Genomic DNA, 19,716 nt, shown 5'->3' with positions numbered 1-19,716 from the left:
GCCCGACCGGGGGACCTCCCCGCCCGGTCGGGCCGGGGGTTCAGCGGGCGCCGGCCAGCAGCTCGGCGGCGGCCCGGGCCGCCGCCGCGGTGGCGCCGTGGGTGGCGAGGTGCACCGCGCCGGTGACCAGCTCGGGCACGCCCAGTTCGACCACCACCGCGTCCGGCCGGGCGGTCAGGGCCCGGGTGACCGCGTCCCGCATCCAGTCGTGCCGGTGCAGGTCGCGCACGACCAGCACCAGCGGCCGGCCGGCCGGTCCGCCGGCCGGGTCGGCGGGGATCGCGTCGGCGGCGTACCGGGCGGTGGTGGTGCCGGGCGCGAGACGGGTCAGGGGCGCGGCGATGCCCCAGGGCGTCTCCTCGCCGATGGCGATGTTGCGCGGCGGCGCGAACTCCACCACGTGCGCCGGCCCGGCCAGCGGCAGCAGCCGGGAGTCTCCGCTGACCCGCACCGCCCGGCGGGCGGCGGCCAGCCCGATCGGCGAGTCGCCGCGTGACGGCGGGCCGGTGACCCGGTGGGCCCGGGCGGCGACGCTCCAGGCGGCGAGCTGACCGACCCGTTTCGCGGCCTCGGCCAGGCGCTCCTCCGGCAGCTCGCCGCTCACCACGGCGGCCACGATCGCGTCGCGCAGCTCACGGGCGTCGGACTCGGTGGCCCGCTCCCCGCCCACGCAGATCGCGTCCGCGCCGGCGGCCAACGCGCGCACCGCGGCGCCGGCGAAGCCGTACCGGTCGGAGACCGCCCGCATCTCCACCGCGTCGGTCACCACCACACCGCCGAAGCCCATCTCCTCGCGGAGCAGGCCGCCCAGGATGCGCGCGCTCAGGGTGGCCGGCAGCTCCGGGTCCAGCGCGGGCACCAGCAGGTGGCCGGTCATCACCGCCTGCGCGCCGGCCGCCACCGCGGCCCGGAACGGGGCCAGCTCGACCGCGTCCAGCCGGGCCCGGTCGCCGCCGATGCGGGGCAGGTCGTGGTGCGAGTCGACCCGGGTGTCGCCGTGCCCGGGAAAGTGCTTGGCGCAGGCGGCGACGCCGCCGGCCTGCAGGCCGCGGACCCAGGCCGCGGTGTGGCGGGCGACCAGGTCCGGGTCGGCGCCGAACGAGCGCACCCCGATGACCGGGTTGGCCGGGTTGGAGTTGACGTCGGCGTCCGGGGCGTAGTCGAGCGTGACGCCGACCGCGGCCAGCTCGGCGCCGAGGTCGCGGGCGACCTCCTCGGTCAGCGCCGGGTCGTCGACCGCTCCGAGGGCGAAGTTGCCGGGCCGGGAGCTGCCCCGGGCCGACTCGATCCGGGTGACGTCGCCGGCCTCCTCGTCGATCGCCACGATCACGTCCGGCCGCTCCGCCCGCAGGTTCGCCGTCAGCGTGGCGACCTGCTCGTGGTCGACGACGTTGCGGGCGAACAGGACCACCGAACCGAGCCCCTCGCCGAGCCAGCGGCAGACCCACGGCGGCGGCGTGGTGCCGACGAACCCGGGTTGCAGGACGGCGGCGGCGAGCGCCGCCAGGTCTCCGGTCGATCCCACGGTCCGCTCGCTCATGCGCTGTCGTACCCCCGTCTCCCCCACGGACCCGCCAGGGCCGGCGGGTGCTGACATGGTCACACCGCGCAGCGAAATAGTCAACAATCCTTACTGTTAGGCGGTGGCGATCGACGGACACCCGTGGGAGAGTGCGTCCATGCCCGCCCTGCCGCTCGCCGACGCCACCAGCGCCGCGGACATCCCCGGCGTACGCCTGCTCGGCCTGGTGGTCGGCGCCCTGTTCCTGCTGATCGCGATCCGGGCCATGTTCCGCCGCTGACCCCACCGGGTTTAACGCCCCGCCCGGGGGTACGGCTTGCGGTGTCCGGACCCGGCGGAGGGGGCACCATGAAGATCGGCTATTTCCTGTCCAGCGAGGAGTACACACCGGCGGAGCTGCTGGCCCAGGCGCGCGGCGCCGAGCAGGCCGGCTTCGAGGCACTGTGGATCTCCGACCACTACCACCCGTGGGTCGACGCGCAGGGGCAGAGCCCGTTCGTCTGGTCCACCATCGGCGCGCTCAGCCAGGTCTGCCGGCTGCCCGTGACCACCGCGGTCACCTGCCCCACCGTGCGGATCCACCCCGCGGTGATCGCCCAGGCGGCGGCCACCAGCGCGGTGCTGCACGAGGGGCGGTTCGTGCTCGGCGTGGGCACCGGGGAGGCGCTCAACGAGCACATCTTCGGCGACGCCTGGCCGCAGGCCGACGTCCGGCTGGCGATGCTGGAGGAGGCGGTCGAGGTGATCCGCGAGCTGTGGCGCGGCGACTTCGTCAACCACCACGGCCGGCACTACACGGTCGAGCACGCCCGGATCTACACCCGGCCCGAGACGCCCCCGTCGATCTACGTGTCCGGCTTCGGTCCGAAGTCGATCGAGCTGGCCGCCCGGATCGGCGACGGCTACGTCAGCACCATGCCCGACGCCGACATGGTCCGCCGGTTCCGCGAGGCCGGCGGCGGCGACAAGCCGTGCCAGGCCGGCTTCAAGGCCGCGTACGCCGACACCGTCGACGAGGGCGCGCGGATCGCGTACGAGCGCTGGCCGAACGCGGGCGTGCCCGGCGAGCTGTCCCAGGTGCTCCCCTCGCCGCGCCACTTCGAGCAGGCCGCGCAGCTGGTCCGGCCGGAGCAGGTGCGTGAGGCGTTCGTCTGCGGGCGGGACGCCGACGCCCACCTGGAGATGATCGACCGCTACGCCAAGGCCGGGTACGACGAGGTCTACGTGGCCAACACCGGTCCGCACTGGCAGGGGTTGTTCGACCTCTACCAGCGCGAGGTCCTGCCCCGGCTGCGCTGATCCCGGCGCCGGTTTCGGGTCCGGACGTCGGGGGTAGCTGAGGCGCTTGATGAAACTGACCACGCACTCCACCAGCCTGCGCCGCGCGGCGAGGAACCTGTTCGGCTGGACCGCGCTGCGGCCCAACCAGCTGGCCGCCATGCGCGCCGTGATGAAGCGCCGTGACGCCCTGGTGGTGCTGCCCACCGGCGCCGGCAAGTCGGCGATCTACCAGATCCCGGCCAGCCTGATCCCCGGCCCGACAGTGGTCATCTCGCCGCTGCTCGCGCTCCAGCAGGACCAGATCGCCGCGCTCAACGAGCGGCAACGCCCGGAACTGCGCGCGGTGCGGATCAGCTCGGACGAGAGCGCGACCCAGCAGGCGCAGGCGATCGAGGAGATCCGGGCCGGGCGGGCCGAGTTCCTCTTCATCACGCCCGAGGCGCTGAGCAACCCGGACCGGCTCGCCGAGGTCCGCTCGCTCGGGCCGGCCCTGGTCGCGATCGACGAGGCACACTGCATCTCGGCCTGGGGCCACGACTTCCGGCCGGACTACCTGGCGCTCGGCCACCTGATCGACGGCCTGGGCCGGCCGCCGGTGGTGGCGCTGACCGCCACCGCCTCCCCGCCGGTCCGCGACGACATCATCGCCCGGCTGCGGCTGCGCGAGCCCGAGGTGGTGGTCTCCGGGCTGGACCGGCCCAACCTGTTCCTCGAGGTGGCCTACTGCCCCACCGACGACTACCGGTGGCGGCGGCTGGTCGCGCTGCTGCGCGACGACGAGCGGCCCGGGATCATCTACGTGCCGACCCGGCGGGCGGCCGAGGAGCTGGCCGGGCGGCTGACCGACGCCGGTTTCCCGGCCGAGTTCTACCACGGCGGCATGCCCACCGCCGCGCGTCACGAGCTGCACGAGGCGTTCCTCGCCGACCGGGTGCCGATCATGGTGGCGACCTCGGCGTTCGGCATGGGCATCGACAAGCCGAACATCGCCTGGGTGGTGCACATGGCGCTGCCCGACTCGCCGGACAGCTACTTCCAGGAGATCGGCCGGGCCGGCCGGGACGGCTCGCCGTCGCGGGTCCTGCTGCTCTGGCGGTCCGAGGACGTCGGACTGCAGCGCTACTTCAGCGGCGGGCTGCCGGACGAGAAGGAACTGTGCGAGTTGGCCGCGGTGCTGCGGAGCAAGCCCCGCACCCGCAAGGAGCTGCGCGAGCTGACCGGGCTCGGCCCGCGCAAGCTCGGCCAGTACCTGTCCCTGCTGGAGCAGATCGGCGCCGCCGAACCGCGCGCCAAGCAGCGCGTCGGCGCCCCCCGGTACGCCCCGGACGCCGCCGAGTCCGGTCGGGCCGCGCTGGCCGAGGCCGAGCGGCAGCAGACCGTGACCCGGTCGCGGACGGACATGATGCGCGCCTTCGCCGAGACCACCGGCTGCCGGGGGCAGGTGCTGCTGGCCTACTTCGGCGAGCAGATGACCGAGGTCTGCGCCCACTGCGACAACTGCCACGCCGGCACCAGCGTGGCCAACGACGGCGCGGTCGGCCCGTTCCCGGTGCACAGCCAGGTGCGCCACCCGGAGTGGGGGTCCGGACTGGTGCTCAACTACGAGGAGGACCGGATGACGGTGCTCTTCGACGAGGTGGGCTACAAGACGCTGTCCGTGCGCGTGGTGTCCGAACAGGGCCTGCTGGAGCTGGACTAGCCTGACCCGGGCACCGCGTGGTGCCCGTCGACAACGACGACCACGGCGAAAGGGGCCTGATCGTGATCGAGCAGCCGGCGTACACCCGGTTCGGTGTCTCCGACGAGGAGTGGGGGCTGCTGGTCGGTCTGCCGCAGGCGGTGCTCACCGCGGCCGCCGCGGCGGAGTCCGACGGCACCCGGCGCACCATGGCGGAGAACGCCGCCGGGTTGGAGACCATCGCCGCGGGGCGCGAGTCGGCGAGCCCGCTGGTGGCCGCCGTGGCCGGCGAGGTCGTCTCGCGGGTGGGCGACCCGGAGACCGGCGCGGAGCTGCCGGTCATCACGCCGGACGACCCGAAGACCATGATCGAGGACGTGCTCGCCCGGGCCGGCCAGGCGTCCGCCCTGCTCGCCGGCCGGGTGGACGAGGGGCAGGCCGGCGCCTACCGGCACTGGCTGGTGGAGATCGCCGAGCAGGTGGTGGGCGCCGCCTCCACCGGCGGGATCCTGGGGATCGGCGGCGACGTGGTGAGCGACTCCGAGCGCCGGTTCCGGGACCGGCTGTCGCACGTGCTCAACGACTGAGTGACGGAGGTCACGCCCCGCGGTTGCCGCCTTGCCCGGCCCGCGGGGCGTCGTGCTTCATGAGATACGACGAACCCCGGGGGTCGCTCATGGACACGGCGTTGACACGGCAGGTCTTCGACACCGAGCAGGTGCCGGCCGCCGACCGGTTCGGGTTGTGGCTGGAGATGCTCGCCCGGACGCCGACGCTGATGCGGGTCCGCACCGCGCACGCGGACGACTTCACGGCGCGGGCGGAGTTCCTCGAACTGGGCCCGATGCAGCTCATCCGGCACCGTTACCCCCCGCTGCACGGCGTGCGGACCCGCAAGCTGATCCAGCGCTCCGAAGGGGACTGCTACCTGCTCGCGTTGACGCTGCGCGGCACCGGCGTCGCCAACCAGGACGGGCAGCGCGGCATCTGCCCACGGGGCGACTTCACGTTCTACGACTGCGCCCGACCGCAGGAGCTGATCCACCACGCCGACCAGGACGAGCGGGCCGCGTCGATCGTCGCGCTCATCCCGTACGACGCGCTGCCGCTGCCGCACCGCCGGCTCGCGCCCCTGTTCGCCGGTCGGATGTCCGGCGCCGAGGGGATCGGCGCGCTGCTGGCCGACTACCTCATCCGCATCACCGGCCACCCCGAGCAGTACCACGCCGCCGACGCCGAGCGTCTGGGCGGCGTCGCCCTCGACCTGGTCGCCACGCTGCTGGGCCGGAACCTCGTCTCCGAGGACGCCGTGCCCACCGAGATCCGACGCCGCGCCCTGCTCAACCAGGTGCGCGCGTACGTGCGGCAGCACCTCGGCGACGCCACGCTGGACCCCCGGCGCATCGCCGAGGCGCACCACCTCTCGGTGCGCTCCCTGCACCGGCTCTTCGAGGCCGAGGAGACCACGGTCGCGGCGTTCGTCCGGGACGAACGGCTGGCCCGGTGCCGCCGCGACCTCGCCGACCCGGGCCTGGGCGACCGGCCGATCCAGGTCATCGCCGGTCGGTGGGGGTTCCGGGACAAGGCCCACTTCAGCCGCGCCTTCCGGGCCGCGCAGGCCGAGACACCGCAGGCGTACCGGGCCCGCCACCTGGAACGGGCACGGATCGTCAACACCACGGCGTCCGAAGTCAACCCGGCCCGGGCAGACTGAGGACGGGCCGACGCCGGCAACCGGCGTCAGCCCACTGGTAACGGGGGGCCGTGGCGCGGCGCCCGCGGTGGGTCCCGCCGCGGGCGACCGCCCCCGGTGGTCGCCCGCCACCGTTCAGTCCGCCTCCTCCTCCAGCAACGCCAGGACGGACTTCTCCACCGCCTCCCGCGGCATCTCCGGCTGCACCGGCGCCAGCACCCCGTCGTGGTAGAGGTCGACCACGCGTGGGTCCACGTAGGACGTCCGGGCCACCGTCGGGGTGTTGCCGAGCAGCTCGGCGACCGACCGCATGACCGCGGCGACCGCCCGCCGGCGGCCGGTGACGGACCGCTGCGGGCCCACCGTGGCCAGTTCGGCGGCGGCCAGGACGGTGGCGTGCCAGGTGCGGAAGTCCTTCGCGGTCATCTCCCCGCCGCTGGCGTCGCGCAGGTAGTCGTTGACCTCGTCGCTGCGCACGTCCCGCCAGGACCGCCCGTCCCAGTAGCCGAAGAGCCGCTCCTGGGCGTGCCGCCGCCGGCGCAGGTTGAGCAGCACCTGGCACAGCTCCGCGTCCTCGATCCGGCGGACCTGCTCGATGCCGCCCTTCGCCGGGAACTCGAAGACCACGCACCCGCCGCGCGAGCGGGCGTGCTCGGGGCGCAGCGTGGCCACGCCGAACGTCGGGTCGTCGCCGGTGGCGTACTGGTCGCTGCCCACCCGGAACGCCCCCATGTCGAGCAGCCGGGCCACGGTGGCCAGCACCCGCTCCCGCCGCAGCCCGCGCAGCGCCAGGTCGTGCGCGACCCGGTCGCGCAGCGCGGGCAGCCGGTGGGCCACCTCCAGCACGTGGTCGAACTTCGCCTCGTCCCGCTTGCGACGCCAGTGCGGGTGGTAGAGGTACTGCTTGCGGCCGGCCGCGTCGATGCCGGTGGCCTGGATGTGCCCGTTCGGGAACGGCGAGATCCACACGTCCCGCCAGGCGGGCGGGACGACCAGTTCGCGCAGGCGCGCCAGCTCCGCCTCGTCGCGCACCGGCTCGCCCTTCGCGTCCAGGAAGAGCCAACCCTTGCCGCGCCGCCGGCGCCCGTAGCCCGGCCGGCCCGGGTCGCTACGCCGCAACCGCACCGGAGACCCGTTCCACCTCGGCCACCGCCGCCACCACCTCGTCGATCCCGATGGCACCCAATGTCGGGTGGGTTCCTACCCCGGCGAAACCCGCTGAATCCGGGTCGGGTCCGGCAGCCCGCGTGCCGCCGAGCACCCGGTGCCGGGGCCGGTCGGCCGGCGGACCCCAGCGCGCCGCCGGCACCGGACCGAACAGCACCACCGACGCGGTGTCGTAACCGGTGGCGAGGTGGGCCACGCCGGTGTCGCCGCTGACCACCAGCCGCGCGTCGGCCACCAGCGCGGCCAGTTCGGCCAGGCCGGTGCGGCCGGCCAGCACCGCCTCCGGCGGCAGCCCCGCGTCGCGGGCCACCCGGGCGGCCAGCGCCCGCTCGTCCGCCGACCCGGTGAGCACCACCCGGTGCCCGCGCGCGGTCAGCGTCCGGGCCAGCCCGGCGAAGCGGTCCGCCGGCCACCGCTTCGCCGGGACCTTGCTGCCCGGGTGCAGCACCGTCACCCCGGCCGGTACGCGCGGCCCGGCCGGGCGGCGCAGCGCCAGGTCACCCGGGTCGGCCGGCAGCGCGTACGCGTGCAGCAGCCGGCACCAGCGGCGTACCTCGTGCTCGTCGTCGTCCCAGGCCGGACCGGTCGGGTGGCCGCCGGCCGGGTTGCGGTAGGCGAGCAGCCGGTCCGGCCGGATGGCGGCCAGCGCCCGGTGCGACTCGGGCCCTCGGCCGTGCAGGTTCACCGCCACCTCCGGCGGCGGTCCGGTCCAGTCGACCCGGTCCGGCCCGTCGGTGGGCAGCACCCGGTCGACCGCCCCGGTCAGCGCGGCCAGCGGCGCCAGCCAGGCCGGCGCGGCGAGCACCAGCTCCCGTCCGGGCAGCCCGGCGCGCAGGCCGCGCAGCGCCGGGACGGCGGTGGCCAGGTCGCCGACGCCGAGCGCCCGCAGCACCAGGATCACGGGTACGAGGACTCCTGCTCGGCGCAGACCACCATCTCCCGGACCGCGCAGCCGGCCGGTTGGGAGAGCGCGAACATGACCGCGGCGGCGGTGTCGGCGGGTTCGTTGAGCACGGCGTCCGGGCCGGGACGGTACTGGGTGTCCCGCTCGTCGAAGAAGGCGGTGCGCATGCCGCCGGGGATCAGCAGGGTCACCCCGACCGCGCCGGCCAGCTCGGCGGCGAGGGCGCGGGTGAAGCCGACCACCCCGAACTTCGCCGCGCAGTAGGCGGTGGCGTCGCTGACCGCCTTGACGCCGAGCGTGGAGGCGACGGTGACGATGGTCCCCCGGGACGCCTCCAGGTAGGGCAGCGCCGCCCGGATCACCGCCGCCGTGGCGAGCAGGTCCACCGTGACGATCCGCTCCCAGGTCTCGGCCGGCACGTCGATCAGCTTCCCGGGCACGTCCATGCCGGCCGCGGTGACCACGGCGTCCAGTCCCCCGGAGCGTTCCGCGAGGTCCCGCGTGGCGGCCTCGGCGGCGCGGGTGTCGGCCAGGTCGCACTCGGCCCACGGCACCCCGTCGGCGGGACGCTGCCGGTCCAGTACGAGCGGTCGGCCGCCGGAGCGGGCCACGGCGGCGACGACGGCCGCGCCGAGCCCGCTGGACCCGCCGGTGACCAGGACGGTGGGACCGGCTCCGGGCAGGCCGGCGCTCATGCCGCCGCCCGCCGTCCGGTGGTGCCGGACCGGATGCCTCGCTCGCTCATCGTGCTCCCTTCGCCGTGGACCGGACGGTCGTCTCGCCGACGGCCTCCGCCGGGGTCACCGTCGCGGCCGGCCAGCCGCCGTGCCCGCGGCCCGCACGGGCCGCCGCGATCATGTCGGTGGTGGAGCGCCCGTCCAGGTACGGCACGACCACCGTGTGCCCGCCCCAGCGGGCGAGGACCTCCGCCTCGGGCAGCGTCTCGGTGCCGCCGCCGCTGGCGTAGTCGCCGCCCTTGACCCAGATGTCCGGGCGCAGCCAGGACAGCGCCGCCTGCGGCGTCGACTCGTCGAAGATCAGCACCGCGTCCACGCAGCCCAGCGCGGCCAGCAGCCGACCCCGGTCGCCCTGCGGCACGACCGGGCGCTCCGGCCCCTTGAGCCGGGCCACGCTGGCGTCGGAGTTCAGGCAGACCACCAGGCAGTCGCCGAGCTGCCGGGCCGCCTGGAGGGTCGCCACGTGCCCGGCGTGCAGCAGGTCGAAGCAGCCGCCGGTGGCCACCACGGTGCCGCCGGCCGCGCGTACCCGGGACACCACCTCGCCGGCCGCGCGGGCGCCGATCCGCTCCCCGCCCACGGTGACCACCGCCGGGGCGGCGGTCCGGACCGGCGCCGGCAGCGCCGTCGCCACTCCCCCGTCGGCCACGTACGCGGACGCCTCGGCGACCGCCTCCTGCACCGCCTCGGACACCAGCGCGCCCCGGGCCAGCGCCAGCGTGGCGGTGGCCGCGAACCGGTCCCCGGCGCCGCAGGTGTCCCCCTCGGCGGCCGGCGCCGGCACCACCAGCGGGGTGGAGCCGGCGTGGCAGAGCAGCGCGCCGTCCCCGCCCAACGTCACCGCGACCGCGCCCGCCTGCCAGCGCCGGCGCAACGCCTGCGCGCTGCGGGACGCGGTGGAGAGGCGGGAGCCGCCCGGCGGAACCTTGGCCAGGTCGCGGGCCTCCGGCTCGTTCGGGGTGGCCAGGTGCACGCCCGGCACCGCCGCCGGGCCGCGCGGGTGCGGGTCCCAGACCACCGGCGCCCGGGTGGCGGCGAGCGCGGCACGCAACGCCGGTAGCCCGGCGACCCCCCGGCCGTAGTCGCTGACCAGCACCGCGGACGCGGCGGCGAGCAGCCGCAGGACGGCCTCGCTCGGCTCCCCCGGCACGCCGGTCGCCCCGCCCCGGTCGTGCCGCAGGAGCACCCGCCCCCGGGCCCGCAGCCGGATCTTCTCCGGCGTCGCGCCGGCCAGCGGGAGCGCGTACAGCCGCACCCCGGCGGCGGCGAGCAGGGTGCCCAGCCGCGCCCCGCCGGCGTCGTCGGCGACGGCGGTGACCAGCGCGACCTCGGCGCCCTGCGCGGCCGCGAAGACCGCGGCCAGGCCGGCGCCGCCGGGACGGTCCACGGACGTGGTCTCGTCCAGTACCGGCACCGGGGAGTCCGGGCAGAGCCGGTTCACCAGCCCCTCGACGTCCCGGTCCAGCAGCGTGTCACCGAGCACCACCACGGGTCCCGCCATGCTCGACCTCCTCATCGGGCCTGCACCTCCGGATCCGGGTCGTCGAGCACCACCTCGACGCCGGCGCGCACCGGTCCGGCCGGGGCGCGGGCGGCGAGCGCCGCGGGCAGCGCCCGGTCGACGTACTCGCAGAGCACATGCACGGCCACCAGGTGCAGCTCCTGCACCACCTGCCCGTCCGGCGAGTCGATGGCGAGCCGTTCGTGGCAGAGGTCGGCGAGGGGGTTGGGGGCGGGGCCGGTGAAGGCCCAGCAGCGCAGTCCGCTGTCGTGGGCGGCGTGGGCGGCGGTGAGGAGGTTGGGGCTGGTGCCACTGGTGGACAGGAGGAGAAGGAGGTCGTCGGGTCGGCCGTGGGCGCGGACCTGGCGGGCGAAGATCTCGTCGTATCCGTAGTCGTTGCCGATGGCGGTGAGGGCGCTGGTTTCGGCGTGCAGGGCGATGGCGGACAGGGGTTGGCGGTCGTGGCGGAGTTTGCCGACGAGTTCGGCGGTGAGGTGTTGGGCTTCGGCGGCGCTGCCGCCGTTGCCGGCCACCAGCAACCGGCCGCCGGCGGCGAGCCGGTGCGCCACCTCCTGACCCCAGCGGGCCAGCAGGTGCTCCGCGTCCCGCAGCGGCAGCAGCGCGGCGGCCAGCCGGGTCAGGTGGTCCTCCAGCACCGTCCCGCCGGCGGCCGGCGCGGCCGCCATCAGGCGACCACCCGGGTCGGCCGGCGCACGGTGGCCACCTCGCCGTACAGCTCGCCCAGCCGGTCGGCGGCGGTGGCCCAGGAGTAGCGGGCCCGGGCGCGCTCCAGCGCCGCGGTGGCGTAGGCGAAGCGGCGGATCCGGTCGCCGAGCAGGCCGCGGATCGCCGCGCCGAGCGCCGCCGGGTCACGGGCGGGCACCAGGTCGCCGGTACGTCCCGGCACCACCGTGTCGATCAGCCCGCCGACCGCGGTACCGACCACCGGCACGCCGCACGCCATCGCCTCCAGCGGGGTGAGCCCGAACGGCTCGTACCAGGGGGCGGCGACCAGCACGTCCGCCGAGCGGTACCAGCGCCCCATCTCCTCGCGGGGCACCGCGCCGACGAGGCGGACCCGGTCGGCGAGGCCGAGCGAATCGGCCAGCGCCCGCAGGCGCAACGCGTACGGGTCGGTCTCCAGCAGGCCGGCCGGAGGTCCGCCGACCACCACGCACTCGGCGTCGGGAACCGACGCGACGGCCTGGATGACGTCCTGGAAGCCCTTGCGCTCGACCAGTCGGCCGACGGTGAGGATGCGGGCCCGGCCGCCGTCCCGCTCGGCGACCGGGCCGAGCGGACCGAAGGTGGACAGGTTCACCCCCGACGGCACGACGGTCATCCGGGAGCGGGGCACGCCCATCCGGACCAGCTCGGCGACCTCGTCCTGGCACTGGGCGACCACCCGGTCCACCGCGCGGCCCAGGTCCCGTTCGTGGTCGATCCGGCCCGGCGGGCTGGTGTCCTGGGCGCCCTGGTGGCGGCGCTTGACGGTGCCCAGCGCGTGGTAGGTCTGCACCACCGGCACGCCGGTGCGCCGGGCGGCGGCGAGCCCGGCCAGTCCGCTCATCCAGAAGTGCGCGTGCACGACCTCGGGCTGCCAGTCGCCGGTGCGCCACCGCTCGGCCAGCCAGTCGGAGAACGCCGGCATGTACGGCAGCAGGTCGTCCTTGGCCACCGGCTCGGCCGGGCCGGCGGGCACGTGGACCACCTCGTACCCGTCCGGGGCACGGACGGTCACCGGCAGGTCCACCGCGTCGAGCCGGGTGTAGACCCGGACGTCGTGACCGGCGGCCGCGAGCGCGGCGGAGAGCTCGGCGACATGCGTGTTCTGGCCGCCGGCGTCCTCCCCGCCGAGGACGGCGAGTGGGCTGGCGTGTTCCGAGATCATCGCGATGCGCATACTTCCTCCTCCAGCAGCCGGTCCCAGTCGGCGAGGAATCGCTCCAGGCCGTAGCGGTCACGGGCGGCGGCCCGGGCCGCGGCGCCCGCCCGGCGGGCGGCCGCCGGGTCGTCCAGCAGGCCCCGGGCGGCGTCGACCAGCACGTCGACCCGGGTGGAGAGCGCGCCGGCGGCGGGTGGCACCGCCTCCACCGCCTCGGTGGTGGCCAGGGCCACCACCGGCATGCCCATGGTCATCGCCTCGATCAGGCTGAGCCCGAGTGAGGTCCACCGGCACAGGTGCAGGTAGGCGCGGCGTCGGGCCAGTTCGGCGTGCATGGCGTGCTGGGGCACGTCGTCGTGGCTGGTCAGGCGGTCCTCGGGCAGCCCGAGGTGGGCGGCGAGCCCGGCCACCTTCATGCCGTAGACGTCCAGCGGCGCCAGCGCGGCGAACCGGGCGAGCAGGTCGGTGCCGGTGACCCGCCAGCGGCGTACCGGCTCGTTGATGACCACGGCGAGGCGGTCGAGTTCGCCGGTCCATTCGACGGTGGGGGTGACGACGCCGTGTTCGACGACGGCGGTGCGGGTGGCGCCGTTGTCGTAGAAGAGTTCGTTGAAGTGGGTGACGTGGGTGAGCAGGAGGTCGTCGCGGTCGGCCATGGGGTGGCGGGTGTTGGGCACGTCGCCCTTGGGGGTGTTGTGTTCGACGTAGATCGCGGGCAGGTCGCGTCCGGGGCGGCGGCGCAGCCATTCGGTGGCCAGGTCGAGTTCTTCGGGGCGTTGCAGGATGACCAGGTCGACGTCGGTGTGGGCGAGGTCCTCGGGGGTGATTTCGACGGCGTTGTCGGGCCAGGGGTAGGTGCGGGCGCGGCCGAGTCCGTAGGGGCCGCGGTCGGGGGTGACCGGCACCAGGTAGCGGTGCTTGCCGTGGACGAACGACGTGGTCCACGAGCCGTGCACGTGCCACAGCAGGATGTTCATCCGACCACCCCGCCGGGGACGGGCGCCGGCACGGCGGCGGGCACGCCGAGCAGTCGCAGCGCCTCCAACACCCGGCCCGGCTCGACCGCCGACAGGCAGGGATGGCCGGGGACCGGGCAGGCGGTGGCCCGGGTGTCGCGGCAGGGCGCGGCGGCGTCGCCGAGGCGGACCGTGGGCACCCGGTAGGGCCCCCACTGCCCGAACGGGACGGTCGGCGCGAAGAGGCTGACCACCGGCACGCCCAGCGCCGCGGCCAGGTGCGCCGGGCCGGTGTTGCCGACCACCAGCGCGCCGGCCCGGGCGACCACGCCGGCCAGCTCGGCGAGTCCGGTACGCCCACCCAGGTCGACCCCGCCGGCCGCGGCGACCCGGGCGGTCAGCTCCCGCTCGTCGGGACCGCCGGTGACCAGCACCCGGTGCCCGGCCGCGCCGAGCACCCGGACCACCCGGGTGGCCAGCTCCACCGGGCAGGCGCGGGTCTCCACCGAGGACCCCGGGTGCAGCACCACGTAGCCGGGCGGCCCGGCGGCGGCCGGCGCCGGCGGCAGCCGGTCGGTGCGCAGCCGGAGTCCGGGTTGGTCGTCGGGGGGCAGCGGGTAGCCGGCGGCGGCGGCGAGGGAGAGGGCGCGTTCGGGTTCGGGTACGCCGGCGGGGACGCGGTGGCGGACGTCGAGCAGGGCGCCGGGGTAGTCGTCGCTGATGGCGCTGATGTGGGGGATGCCGGCGAGGCGCAGCAGCAGGGCCAGGGGCAGGGGTGACTGGTGGAAGCTGGTGAAGATGACGGCGTCGTCAGCGCCGACGGCGGCGAGCCGGGCGGTGAGGGCCTGGATGGCGTCGGGGTCGACGGGTGGGGCGGGGGCGTCGATCCAGGGCAGCGGCCATTCGATGATCTCGTCGACGCCGGGCAGCAGGTCGGCGGCGGCGCGGCCACGGGGGCCGCACAGGAGCACCACCCGGTCCGCGCCGGCGGCGACCGCGCGGATCCCGGGGCCGGTGACCAGCACGTCCCCGGCCGCGTCGCTGCGGACCACCAGCACGGTCCCCCGGGCCGCCCGACGCGCGGGCGCCGGGGCGGCCACCAGTCGCATCCGGGCCAGCACGGTGTCCACCGCGTCCGGCAGGTCGGCGGCGACCGTCGGCGCCGCGGCCACCTCGGCCGCCCTGGTGGCCGGCGTGGGCACCAGGACGCCGGCGGCGCCGGCCGCGGCGGCGGCGGACATGTCGGCGCCGATGTCCCCGATCAGCACGCACCGGGTCGGCACGGTGCCGAGCGCCCGGGCGGCGTCATGCACCAGGCCGGGCGCGGGCTTACGGCAGGCGCAGCGGTCGGCCTCCGCGTGCGGGCAGATCGCCCAGTGGTCGAACGGACCGAGCAGCTCCTCGACCCGGGCGTGGACCCGACGCATGTCCTCGGCGGTGAAGTACCCCCGCGCCAACCCCGACTGGTTGGTCACCACGGCCAACCGCAACCCGGCCGCCCGCAACCGGTCCAACGCCTCCCGCGCCCCCGGCACCGGCCGCACCTTCTCCGGATCCCCGTTGTACGGCACGTCCTCCACCAGCGTGCCGTCCCGATCCAGCAGCACCGCGTCGTACAGGCCGGACGGGGGCCGGCCAGAACCCGGGCCAACCCCGGCTGACCTGCACTGATCCCGCTCGCGGTCCGGTTGCACGGGCGGCGGGTTCCCGAGCCCCCGAGGAGTAAACGTCACCTTCGGCGGAGCCCACCCCGCCGGCGCCGCACGGGCCGTTCCACGCCTGCCACGCCCCGGCCCGGTGCGGCGATACCCGCCGCCCCGGAGAAGCTAACCCGTCCGCCGTTAGCGGCGGCTCCGGCGGGGGTACCGGACAGTGGTGGCAGTTGTGGAGAAAGTGATCGACGCTCCCCCGGAGCAGGTCTTCGAGGTGCTCGCCGACGGGTGGACGTACAGCGACTGGGTGGTCGGCACCGTGCACGTGCGGGACGTGGACGACGACTGGCCGCGGGTCGGCAGCCGGTTGCACCACCGGGCCGGCCCCTGGCCGTTCTCGCTGCAGGACGCGTCCACCGTGCTGGAGTGCCGCGCGCCGCACCGGCTCGTGCTGCGGGCCGGGCTCTGGCCGGCGGGTGAGGCGATCGTGGCGTTCGTCCTGGAGCCGGTGGACGACGGGCGGACCCGGGTGACGATCGGCGAGGACTTCGCCGCCGGTCCGCTCCGCTGGGTCCGCACCAAGCTGAACGATCTGGTGCTGCACCAGCGGAACAAGGAGACGCTGGCCCGGTTGTCGGACATCGCCACGCGACAGCGGCCGGACCGGTGATCGGGCGGTCGCGGGGCGTCTGCGCGGAGCCGGTCAGGTGGACTGGCTACCCTCTCTGGTGAACCTGTCGGCCGACCGAGGAAGTCCGTGATGATCGAACCCGTGCAGTTGCCCTCCCCGTGGGCGGACGCGCGCCTGACCGTCGTCGTTCCGACCTACAACGAGGCGGGCAACCTCCCGGTGCTGGTCGAGCGCCTCCTCGCGCTGCCGCTGCCGGGGCTGAAGGTGCTCGTCGCGGACGACAACTCCCCCGACGGCACCGGTGAGGTGGCCGACAAGCTGGCCATCGAGCACCCCGACCGGGTCCTGGTGGTGCACCGTCCGGGCAAGGAGGGCCTCGGCCGGGCGTACGTGGACGGGATCAGCCGCGCGATCGACGACGGCGCGGAGTTCGTCGCCCAGATGGACGCCGACCTGTCGCACCCGCCGGAGGCGCTGCCCGGCATGCTCGGCGCGCTGCTCTCCACCCAGGCGGCCGTGGTCATCGGCTCCCGCTACGTGCCCGGCGGCGAGCTGGACGAGAACTGGCCGCTCTACCGCCGCGCGCTCAGCGGCTGGGCGAACCTCTACGTGCACACGCTGCTGCGGGTGCGGATCCGGGACCTGACCGCCGGCTTCAAGATCTGGCGGGCGGACGCGCTGCGCGCCATCGGGCTGGACCGGGTGCAGTCCAACGGCTACAGCTTCCAGGTGGAGATGCACTACCTCGCCACGAAGCTCGGCCACACCATCCTGGAGGTGCCGATCCGCTTCGAGGAGCGCCGCGAGGGCGACTCGAAGATGACCACCGCCACCAAGATCGAGAGCGCGTTGATGCCGTTCAAGCTGCGCAGCCGGCACCGCAACCTCGACTCCTGACCGGCCCCTCGCTCGCCGACAGATGCACGCTGCGTCACCGTGACGCGGCGTGCATCTTCCTATCTCGGGTGGACCGGCGCCTGCGGGTCAGCGGTAGACCGAGCGGTGGGCCGCAGCGATCGTCCGGGCGTACACCCCGCCCGTGACGGCCCGGTCGCGGGCCAGGGCCGCGCGGGCCGCGTTCGCGCCCGGCGCGCCGTGCACGCCGCCGCCCGGGTGCGCCGAGGCGCTGGCCAGGTAGAGCCGGTCCACCGGGGTGTCCGCCCGGCCCAGGCCGGGGATCGGCCGCAGGAAGAGCTGCTGGTACGCCGCCGCGGTGCCGCCGCCCAGCGCGCCGCCGACCAGGCTCGGCTCGGCCTCCTCCAGGTCGGCCGGACCGGCCACGTGCCGCCCGACGACGGACGCGCGGAAACCCGGCGCGGCCGCCTCCAGCACCTCCTCCATCCGTTCCACGTGCGCCGCCACCTCCTCGGCCCGCCAGTTCCGTCGGAACGGCAGGTGGGTGTAGGACCAGAGCGACTCGGTGCCCGGCGGTGAGTGGCTCGGGTCGGCCACCGTCATCTGGCCGACCAGCAGGAACGGGTCCGCCGGCACCTCACCGCGGGCCAGCGCGGCGGCGTACGTGGTGAGCCCGTCCAGGTCCGCGCCGAGATGCACGGTGCCGGCGCCGGCCAGCTCGCGGTTCTGCCACGGCATCGGCGCCGACAGCGCCCAGTCGACCTTGAGCGTGGAGCCGTCCCACCGGAAGTGCGCCAGGTCCTCCACCAGCCGGGGCGGCAGCGCCGCCGCGCCCACCAGGTCCAGGTAGAGCGCCGGGGCGGGGACGTCGGCGAGCACGGCACGTCGGGCGCGCCAGTCGGTCCCGCCGGCGGTCCGCACGCCCATCGCCCGCCCCCGCGCGGTGAGCACCCGCTCGACCCGGGCGCCGTACTCGATCCGGCCGCCGCGGGCGACGAGCCGGGCCACCAACGCGTCGGTGATCCGCTGCGCGCCGCCGACCGGCACCGGCCAGCCGACCTGCTGGCCGAGCATGGCGAGCAACCAGCCGTACACCCCCGAGCCGGCCTCCTCCGGGGACAGGTCGGTGTGCAGGGCGCAACCGGCCAGCAGCGCCGGCCCGCCCTCGCCGTCGAAGAGCTCCGCGCCGAGCTTGCGCACCGGGAGCACGAGCCGTCGGGCCAGCCGCAGCGCGCCGGCGACCCGGAGCCGGCGCAGCAGGCCCAGCCCGCCGCGCACCGGCGGGAACGGGCTGGTGATGGCGTCCAGCATCGGCTCGGCCACCTGGCACCAGTCCGCGTACGCGTGCCGCCAGCGCTCCCCGTCGCCCGGGGCGAACGTCTCCATCGACGCGGCCGTACGGTCGAGATCGCGGTTGACCACCGCGGCCCGGCCGTCCGGGAGCAGGTGCGCCAGCACGTCCGGCGCGTTGGTCCAGGACAGCCCGTGGCGCTCCAGGTCGAGCCCGCCCAGCACCGGGGAGGCGTAGCCGAGCGGATAGAACGAGCTGTAGAGGTCGCTCAGGTAGCCGGGTGCGGTCACCTGCGCCGAGCGCACCGCTCCGCCGGGCGCCTCGGTGGCCTCCAGCACGAGGACGTCCCAGCCCGCGTCGGCCAACAGATTCGCGGCCACCAGACCGTTGTGCCCGGCCCCGATGACGACGGCGTCGGCGGTCGAAATCATCCGATCCGCCTACCCGGCCGGTCACCGGGCGAAACGCGTTTGCCTCGCCCGGACCGGGGCATCCATGGCCGCATGTACACGGTTGCGCAGCTGATAGGTGGGGTGTGGGGCGCCGGTGGCGAGGGCGGCGAACTGGTCGTCCACGACCCGGCCGACGGATCGCCCGTGACCCGGGCGCCGGTGGCCACGGCGGACGAGGTGGCCAAGGCGGTCGAGGCCGCCCGGGGCGCCGCCGCGGAGTGGGCGGCCACCGCGCCGGCGGAACGGGCCGCCGCGCTGCACCGGGCGGCGGACGCGGTCGAGGCCGCCGCGGCGGAACTCGCCGAGGCGACCACCGCGGAGATGGGCAAGCCCTTGGACGACGCGCGGGGCGGCGTGGCGGCGGGCGTCGGCACGCTGCGACAGTACGCCGAGCTGGCGCCGGTGCGGGGCGGACGGACCCTGCACGGCAGCCACCCGGCGCTGGACTTCATGGCTCCCGAGCCGCGCGGCGTGGTCGCCGCGATCACCCCCTGGAACGACCCGGTGGCGGTCTCCTGCGGACTGCTCGGCGCGGCGCTGGTGACCGGGAACGTGGTGCTGCACAAGCCGAGCGAGCGCACCCCGGCCACCGGGTGGCTGCTGGCCCGGGCGTTGGACTCGGCGTTGCCGGCCGGGGTGCTGTCGCTGCTCACCGGCGGCGCGGAGGTGGGCGCCGCGCTGGCCGGTCAGGAGCTGGACGTGGTGGCCCACGTCGGGTCCACCGCGACCGGCCGGGCGATCGCCGCGGCCGGCGCGCGCACCGGCGCGAAGGTGCTGCTGGAGAACGGCGGCAGCGACCCGCTGGTGGTGGACGCGGACGTCGACCCGGTCTGGGCCGCCGAGCAGGCGGCGCTGGGCTGCTTCGCCAACGCCGGCCAGATCTGCGTCGCGGTGGAGCGGATCTACGTGCACCGCGACGTCGCCGAGGACTTCGTCGACGCGCTGGTGGCCCGCGCCGAGGCGCTCGCCACCGGACCTGGCCGTGACCCCGACACGCAGCTCGGCCCGCTCGTGGACCGGCGGCACCGGGACCACGTGCACGGGCAGGTCACCGCCGCGGTCGCCGAGGGCGCCCGGGTCCGCACCGGCGGCACGATCCCGGACGGGCCGGGCGCGTTCTACCCGGCCACTGTGGTGGAGGGCTGCCGTCACGAGATGGCGCTGGTCCGCGAGGAGACGTTCGGCCCGGTCGCCCCGGTGGTGGTGGTCGACTCGTTCACCGAGGGGCTGCGCTGCGCGGCCGACTCCCCGTACGGTCTGGCGGCCACCGTGCTGACCGGCTCGATGAGCCACGCCCAGCGGGCCTGGCGGGAACTGCCGGTCGGCACCGTCAAGGTCAACGCGGTATTCGGCGGCGCGCCGGGCGGCGCGGCCCAGCCGCGCCGGGGCAGCGGCCAGGGCTTCGGGTACGGCCCGGAGCTGCTCGACGAGTTCAGCACGGTGAAGGTGGTGCACCTGGAGGCGCCGGGCGGCGGCCACTGGTGAGCCGACAGCGTCGAGCCCGGGACCTG

At 75.8% G+C, this 19,716-nt stretch carries 18 protein-coding genes; 8 read left to right on the top strand and 10 right to left on the bottom strand.

The annotated features are described in order from the left end of the window. Positions 1-40: 40 nt before the first annotated feature. Positions 41-1,540, bottom strand: coding sequence for a glycoside hydrolase family 3 protein (locus tag ACN27B_RS20735; protein WP_099161601.1), 1,500 nt, complete (start codon positions 1,538-1,540; stop codon positions 41-43). 103 nt (positions 1,541-1,643) lie between these two features. Here ACN27B_RS20735 and ACN27B_RS20730 point away from each other — a divergent pair, with 103 nt between their 5' ends. From ACN27B_RS20730 to ACN27B_RS20710, 5 genes are all read left to right on the top strand, one after another. Next, on the top strand, positions 1,644-1,802 hold the full coding sequence (locus ACN27B_RS20730; protein WP_157779084.1) for a hypothetical protein: 159 nt from the start codon (positions 1,644-1,646) through the stop codon (positions 1,800-1,802). 68 nt (positions 1,803-1,870) lie between these two features. After that, positions 1,871-2,821, top strand: a complete 951-nt coding sequence (locus ACN27B_RS20725; protein ID WP_091578288.1) for a TIGR03557 family F420-dependent LLM class oxidoreductase — start codon at positions 1,871-1,873, stop codon at positions 2,819-2,821. 49 nt (positions 2,822-2,870) lie between these two features. Further along, positions 2,871-4,502, top strand: coding sequence for a RecQ family ATP-dependent DNA helicase (locus ACN27B_RS20720; RefSeq protein ID WP_099161602.1), 1,632 nt, complete (start codon positions 2,871-2,873; stop codon positions 4,500-4,502). A gap of 62 nt (positions 4,503-4,564) precedes the next feature. After that, positions 4,565-5,068 carry a hypothetical protein gene (locus ACN27B_RS20715; protein ID WP_099164664.1) on the top strand — a complete coding sequence of 168 codons (504 nt, stop codon included), beginning with the start codon at positions 4,565-4,567 and terminating at the stop codon, positions 5,066-5,068. A gap of 101 nt (positions 5,069-5,169) precedes the next feature. Continuing rightward, positions 5,170-6,195, top strand: coding sequence for a helix-turn-helix domain-containing protein (locus tag ACN27B_RS20710; protein ID WP_422741307.1), 1,026 nt, complete (start codon positions 5,170-5,172; stop codon positions 6,193-6,195). Positions 6,196-6,309: 114 nt separating this feature from the next. Here the strand turns inward: ACN27B_RS20710 and ACN27B_RS20705 are convergent, their stop codons facing one another. The 8 genes from ACN27B_RS20705 to ACN27B_RS20670 are packed head-to-tail and all read right to left on the bottom strand — an operon-like array spanning position 6,310 to position 15,018. After that, positions 6,310-7,299: a DNA topoisomerase IB gene (locus tag ACN27B_RS20705; protein WP_422741306.1), complete on the bottom strand. Its 990-nt coding sequence runs from the start codon at positions 7,297-7,299 to the stop codon at positions 6,310-6,312. Continuing rightward, positions 7,283-8,242, bottom strand: a complete 960-nt coding sequence (locus ACN27B_RS20700; RefSeq protein ID WP_422741305.1) for a glycosyltransferase family 9 protein — start codon at positions 8,240-8,242, stop codon at positions 7,283-7,285. Before ACN27B_RS20700 ends, ACN27B_RS20705 begins: the two co-directional genes overlap by 17 nt. Continuing rightward, on the bottom strand, positions 8,239-8,940 hold the full coding sequence (locus tag ACN27B_RS20695) for an SDR family oxidoreductase (RefSeq protein ID WP_099161606.1): 702 nt from the start codon (positions 8,938-8,940) through the stop codon (positions 8,239-8,241). Before ACN27B_RS20695 ends, ACN27B_RS20700 begins: the two co-directional genes overlap by 4 nt. A gap of 46 nt (positions 8,941-8,986) precedes the next feature. Next, on the bottom strand, positions 8,987-10,468 hold the full coding sequence (locus ACN27B_RS20690; RefSeq protein ID WP_371682294.1) for a PfkB family carbohydrate kinase: 1,482 nt from the start codon (positions 10,466-10,468) through the stop codon (positions 8,987-8,989). A 26-nt stretch (positions 10,469-10,494) separates the two neighbouring features. Further along, positions 10,495-11,169, bottom strand: coding sequence for a D-sedoheptulose-7-phosphate isomerase (locus tag ACN27B_RS20685; protein WP_422741304.1), 675 nt, complete (start codon positions 11,167-11,169; stop codon positions 10,495-10,497). Beyond that, positions 11,169-12,386: a glycosyltransferase gene (locus tag ACN27B_RS20680; RefSeq protein WP_099161609.1), complete on the bottom strand. Its 1,218-nt coding sequence runs from the start codon at positions 12,384-12,386 to the stop codon at positions 11,169-11,171. Before ACN27B_RS20680 ends, ACN27B_RS20685 begins: the two co-directional genes overlap by 1 nt. Continuing rightward, positions 12,371-13,345, bottom strand: a complete 975-nt coding sequence (locus ACN27B_RS20675; RefSeq protein WP_422741303.1) for a glycosyltransferase — start codon at positions 13,343-13,345, stop codon at positions 12,371-12,373. The genes ACN27B_RS20680 and ACN27B_RS20675 overlap by 16 nt, the downstream gene beginning before the upstream one ends. Continuing rightward, on the bottom strand, positions 13,342-15,018 hold the full coding sequence (locus ACN27B_RS20670) for an HAD-IIIA family hydrolase (RefSeq protein WP_422741302.1): 1,677 nt from the start codon (positions 15,016-15,018) through the stop codon (positions 13,342-13,344). The genes ACN27B_RS20675 and ACN27B_RS20670 overlap by 4 nt, the downstream gene beginning before the upstream one ends. A 181-nt stretch (positions 15,019-15,199) precedes the next feature. Between ACN27B_RS20670 and ACN27B_RS20665 the strand changes: the two genes are divergently transcribed. Both ACN27B_RS20665 and ACN27B_RS20660 read left to right on the top strand, forming a co-directional pair. Next, positions 15,200-15,646: an SRPBCC family protein gene (locus ACN27B_RS20665; protein WP_422741301.1), complete on the top strand. Its 447-nt coding sequence runs from the start codon at positions 15,200-15,202 to the stop codon at positions 15,644-15,646. 90 nt (positions 15,647-15,736) lie between these two features. Beyond that, positions 15,737-16,504 (top strand): polyprenol monophosphomannose synthase, encoded by a 768-nt coding sequence (locus tag ACN27B_RS20660; protein ID WP_099161613.1) that lies wholly within the window; start codon positions 15,737-15,739, stop codon positions 16,502-16,504. Positions 16,505-16,591: 87 nt separating this feature from the next. Here the strand turns inward: ACN27B_RS20660 and ACN27B_RS20655 are convergent, their stop codons facing one another. Continuing rightward, positions 16,592-18,184, bottom strand: coding sequence for a phytoene desaturase family protein (locus tag ACN27B_RS20655; protein ID WP_099161614.1), 1,593 nt, complete (start codon positions 18,182-18,184; stop codon positions 16,592-16,594). Positions 18,185-18,256: 72 nt separating this feature from the next. On the opposite strand from ACN27B_RS20655, the gene ACN27B_RS20650 reads away from it, so the two are divergent. Beyond that, positions 18,257-19,690, top strand: coding sequence for an aldehyde dehydrogenase family protein (locus ACN27B_RS20650; RefSeq protein WP_422741300.1), 1,434 nt, complete (start codon positions 18,257-18,259; stop codon positions 19,688-19,690). Positions 19,691-19,716: the final 26 nt, after the last annotated feature.

The organism is Micromonospora sp. WMMD754 (genome assembly GCF_049315235.1).
In the GTDB taxonomy this organism is placed as follows: Bacteria; Actinomycetota; Actinomycetes; order Mycobacteriales; family Micromonosporaceae; genus Micromonospora; species Micromonospora sediminicola.
This window is presented reverse-complemented; position numbering and strand designations above follow the sequence as displayed.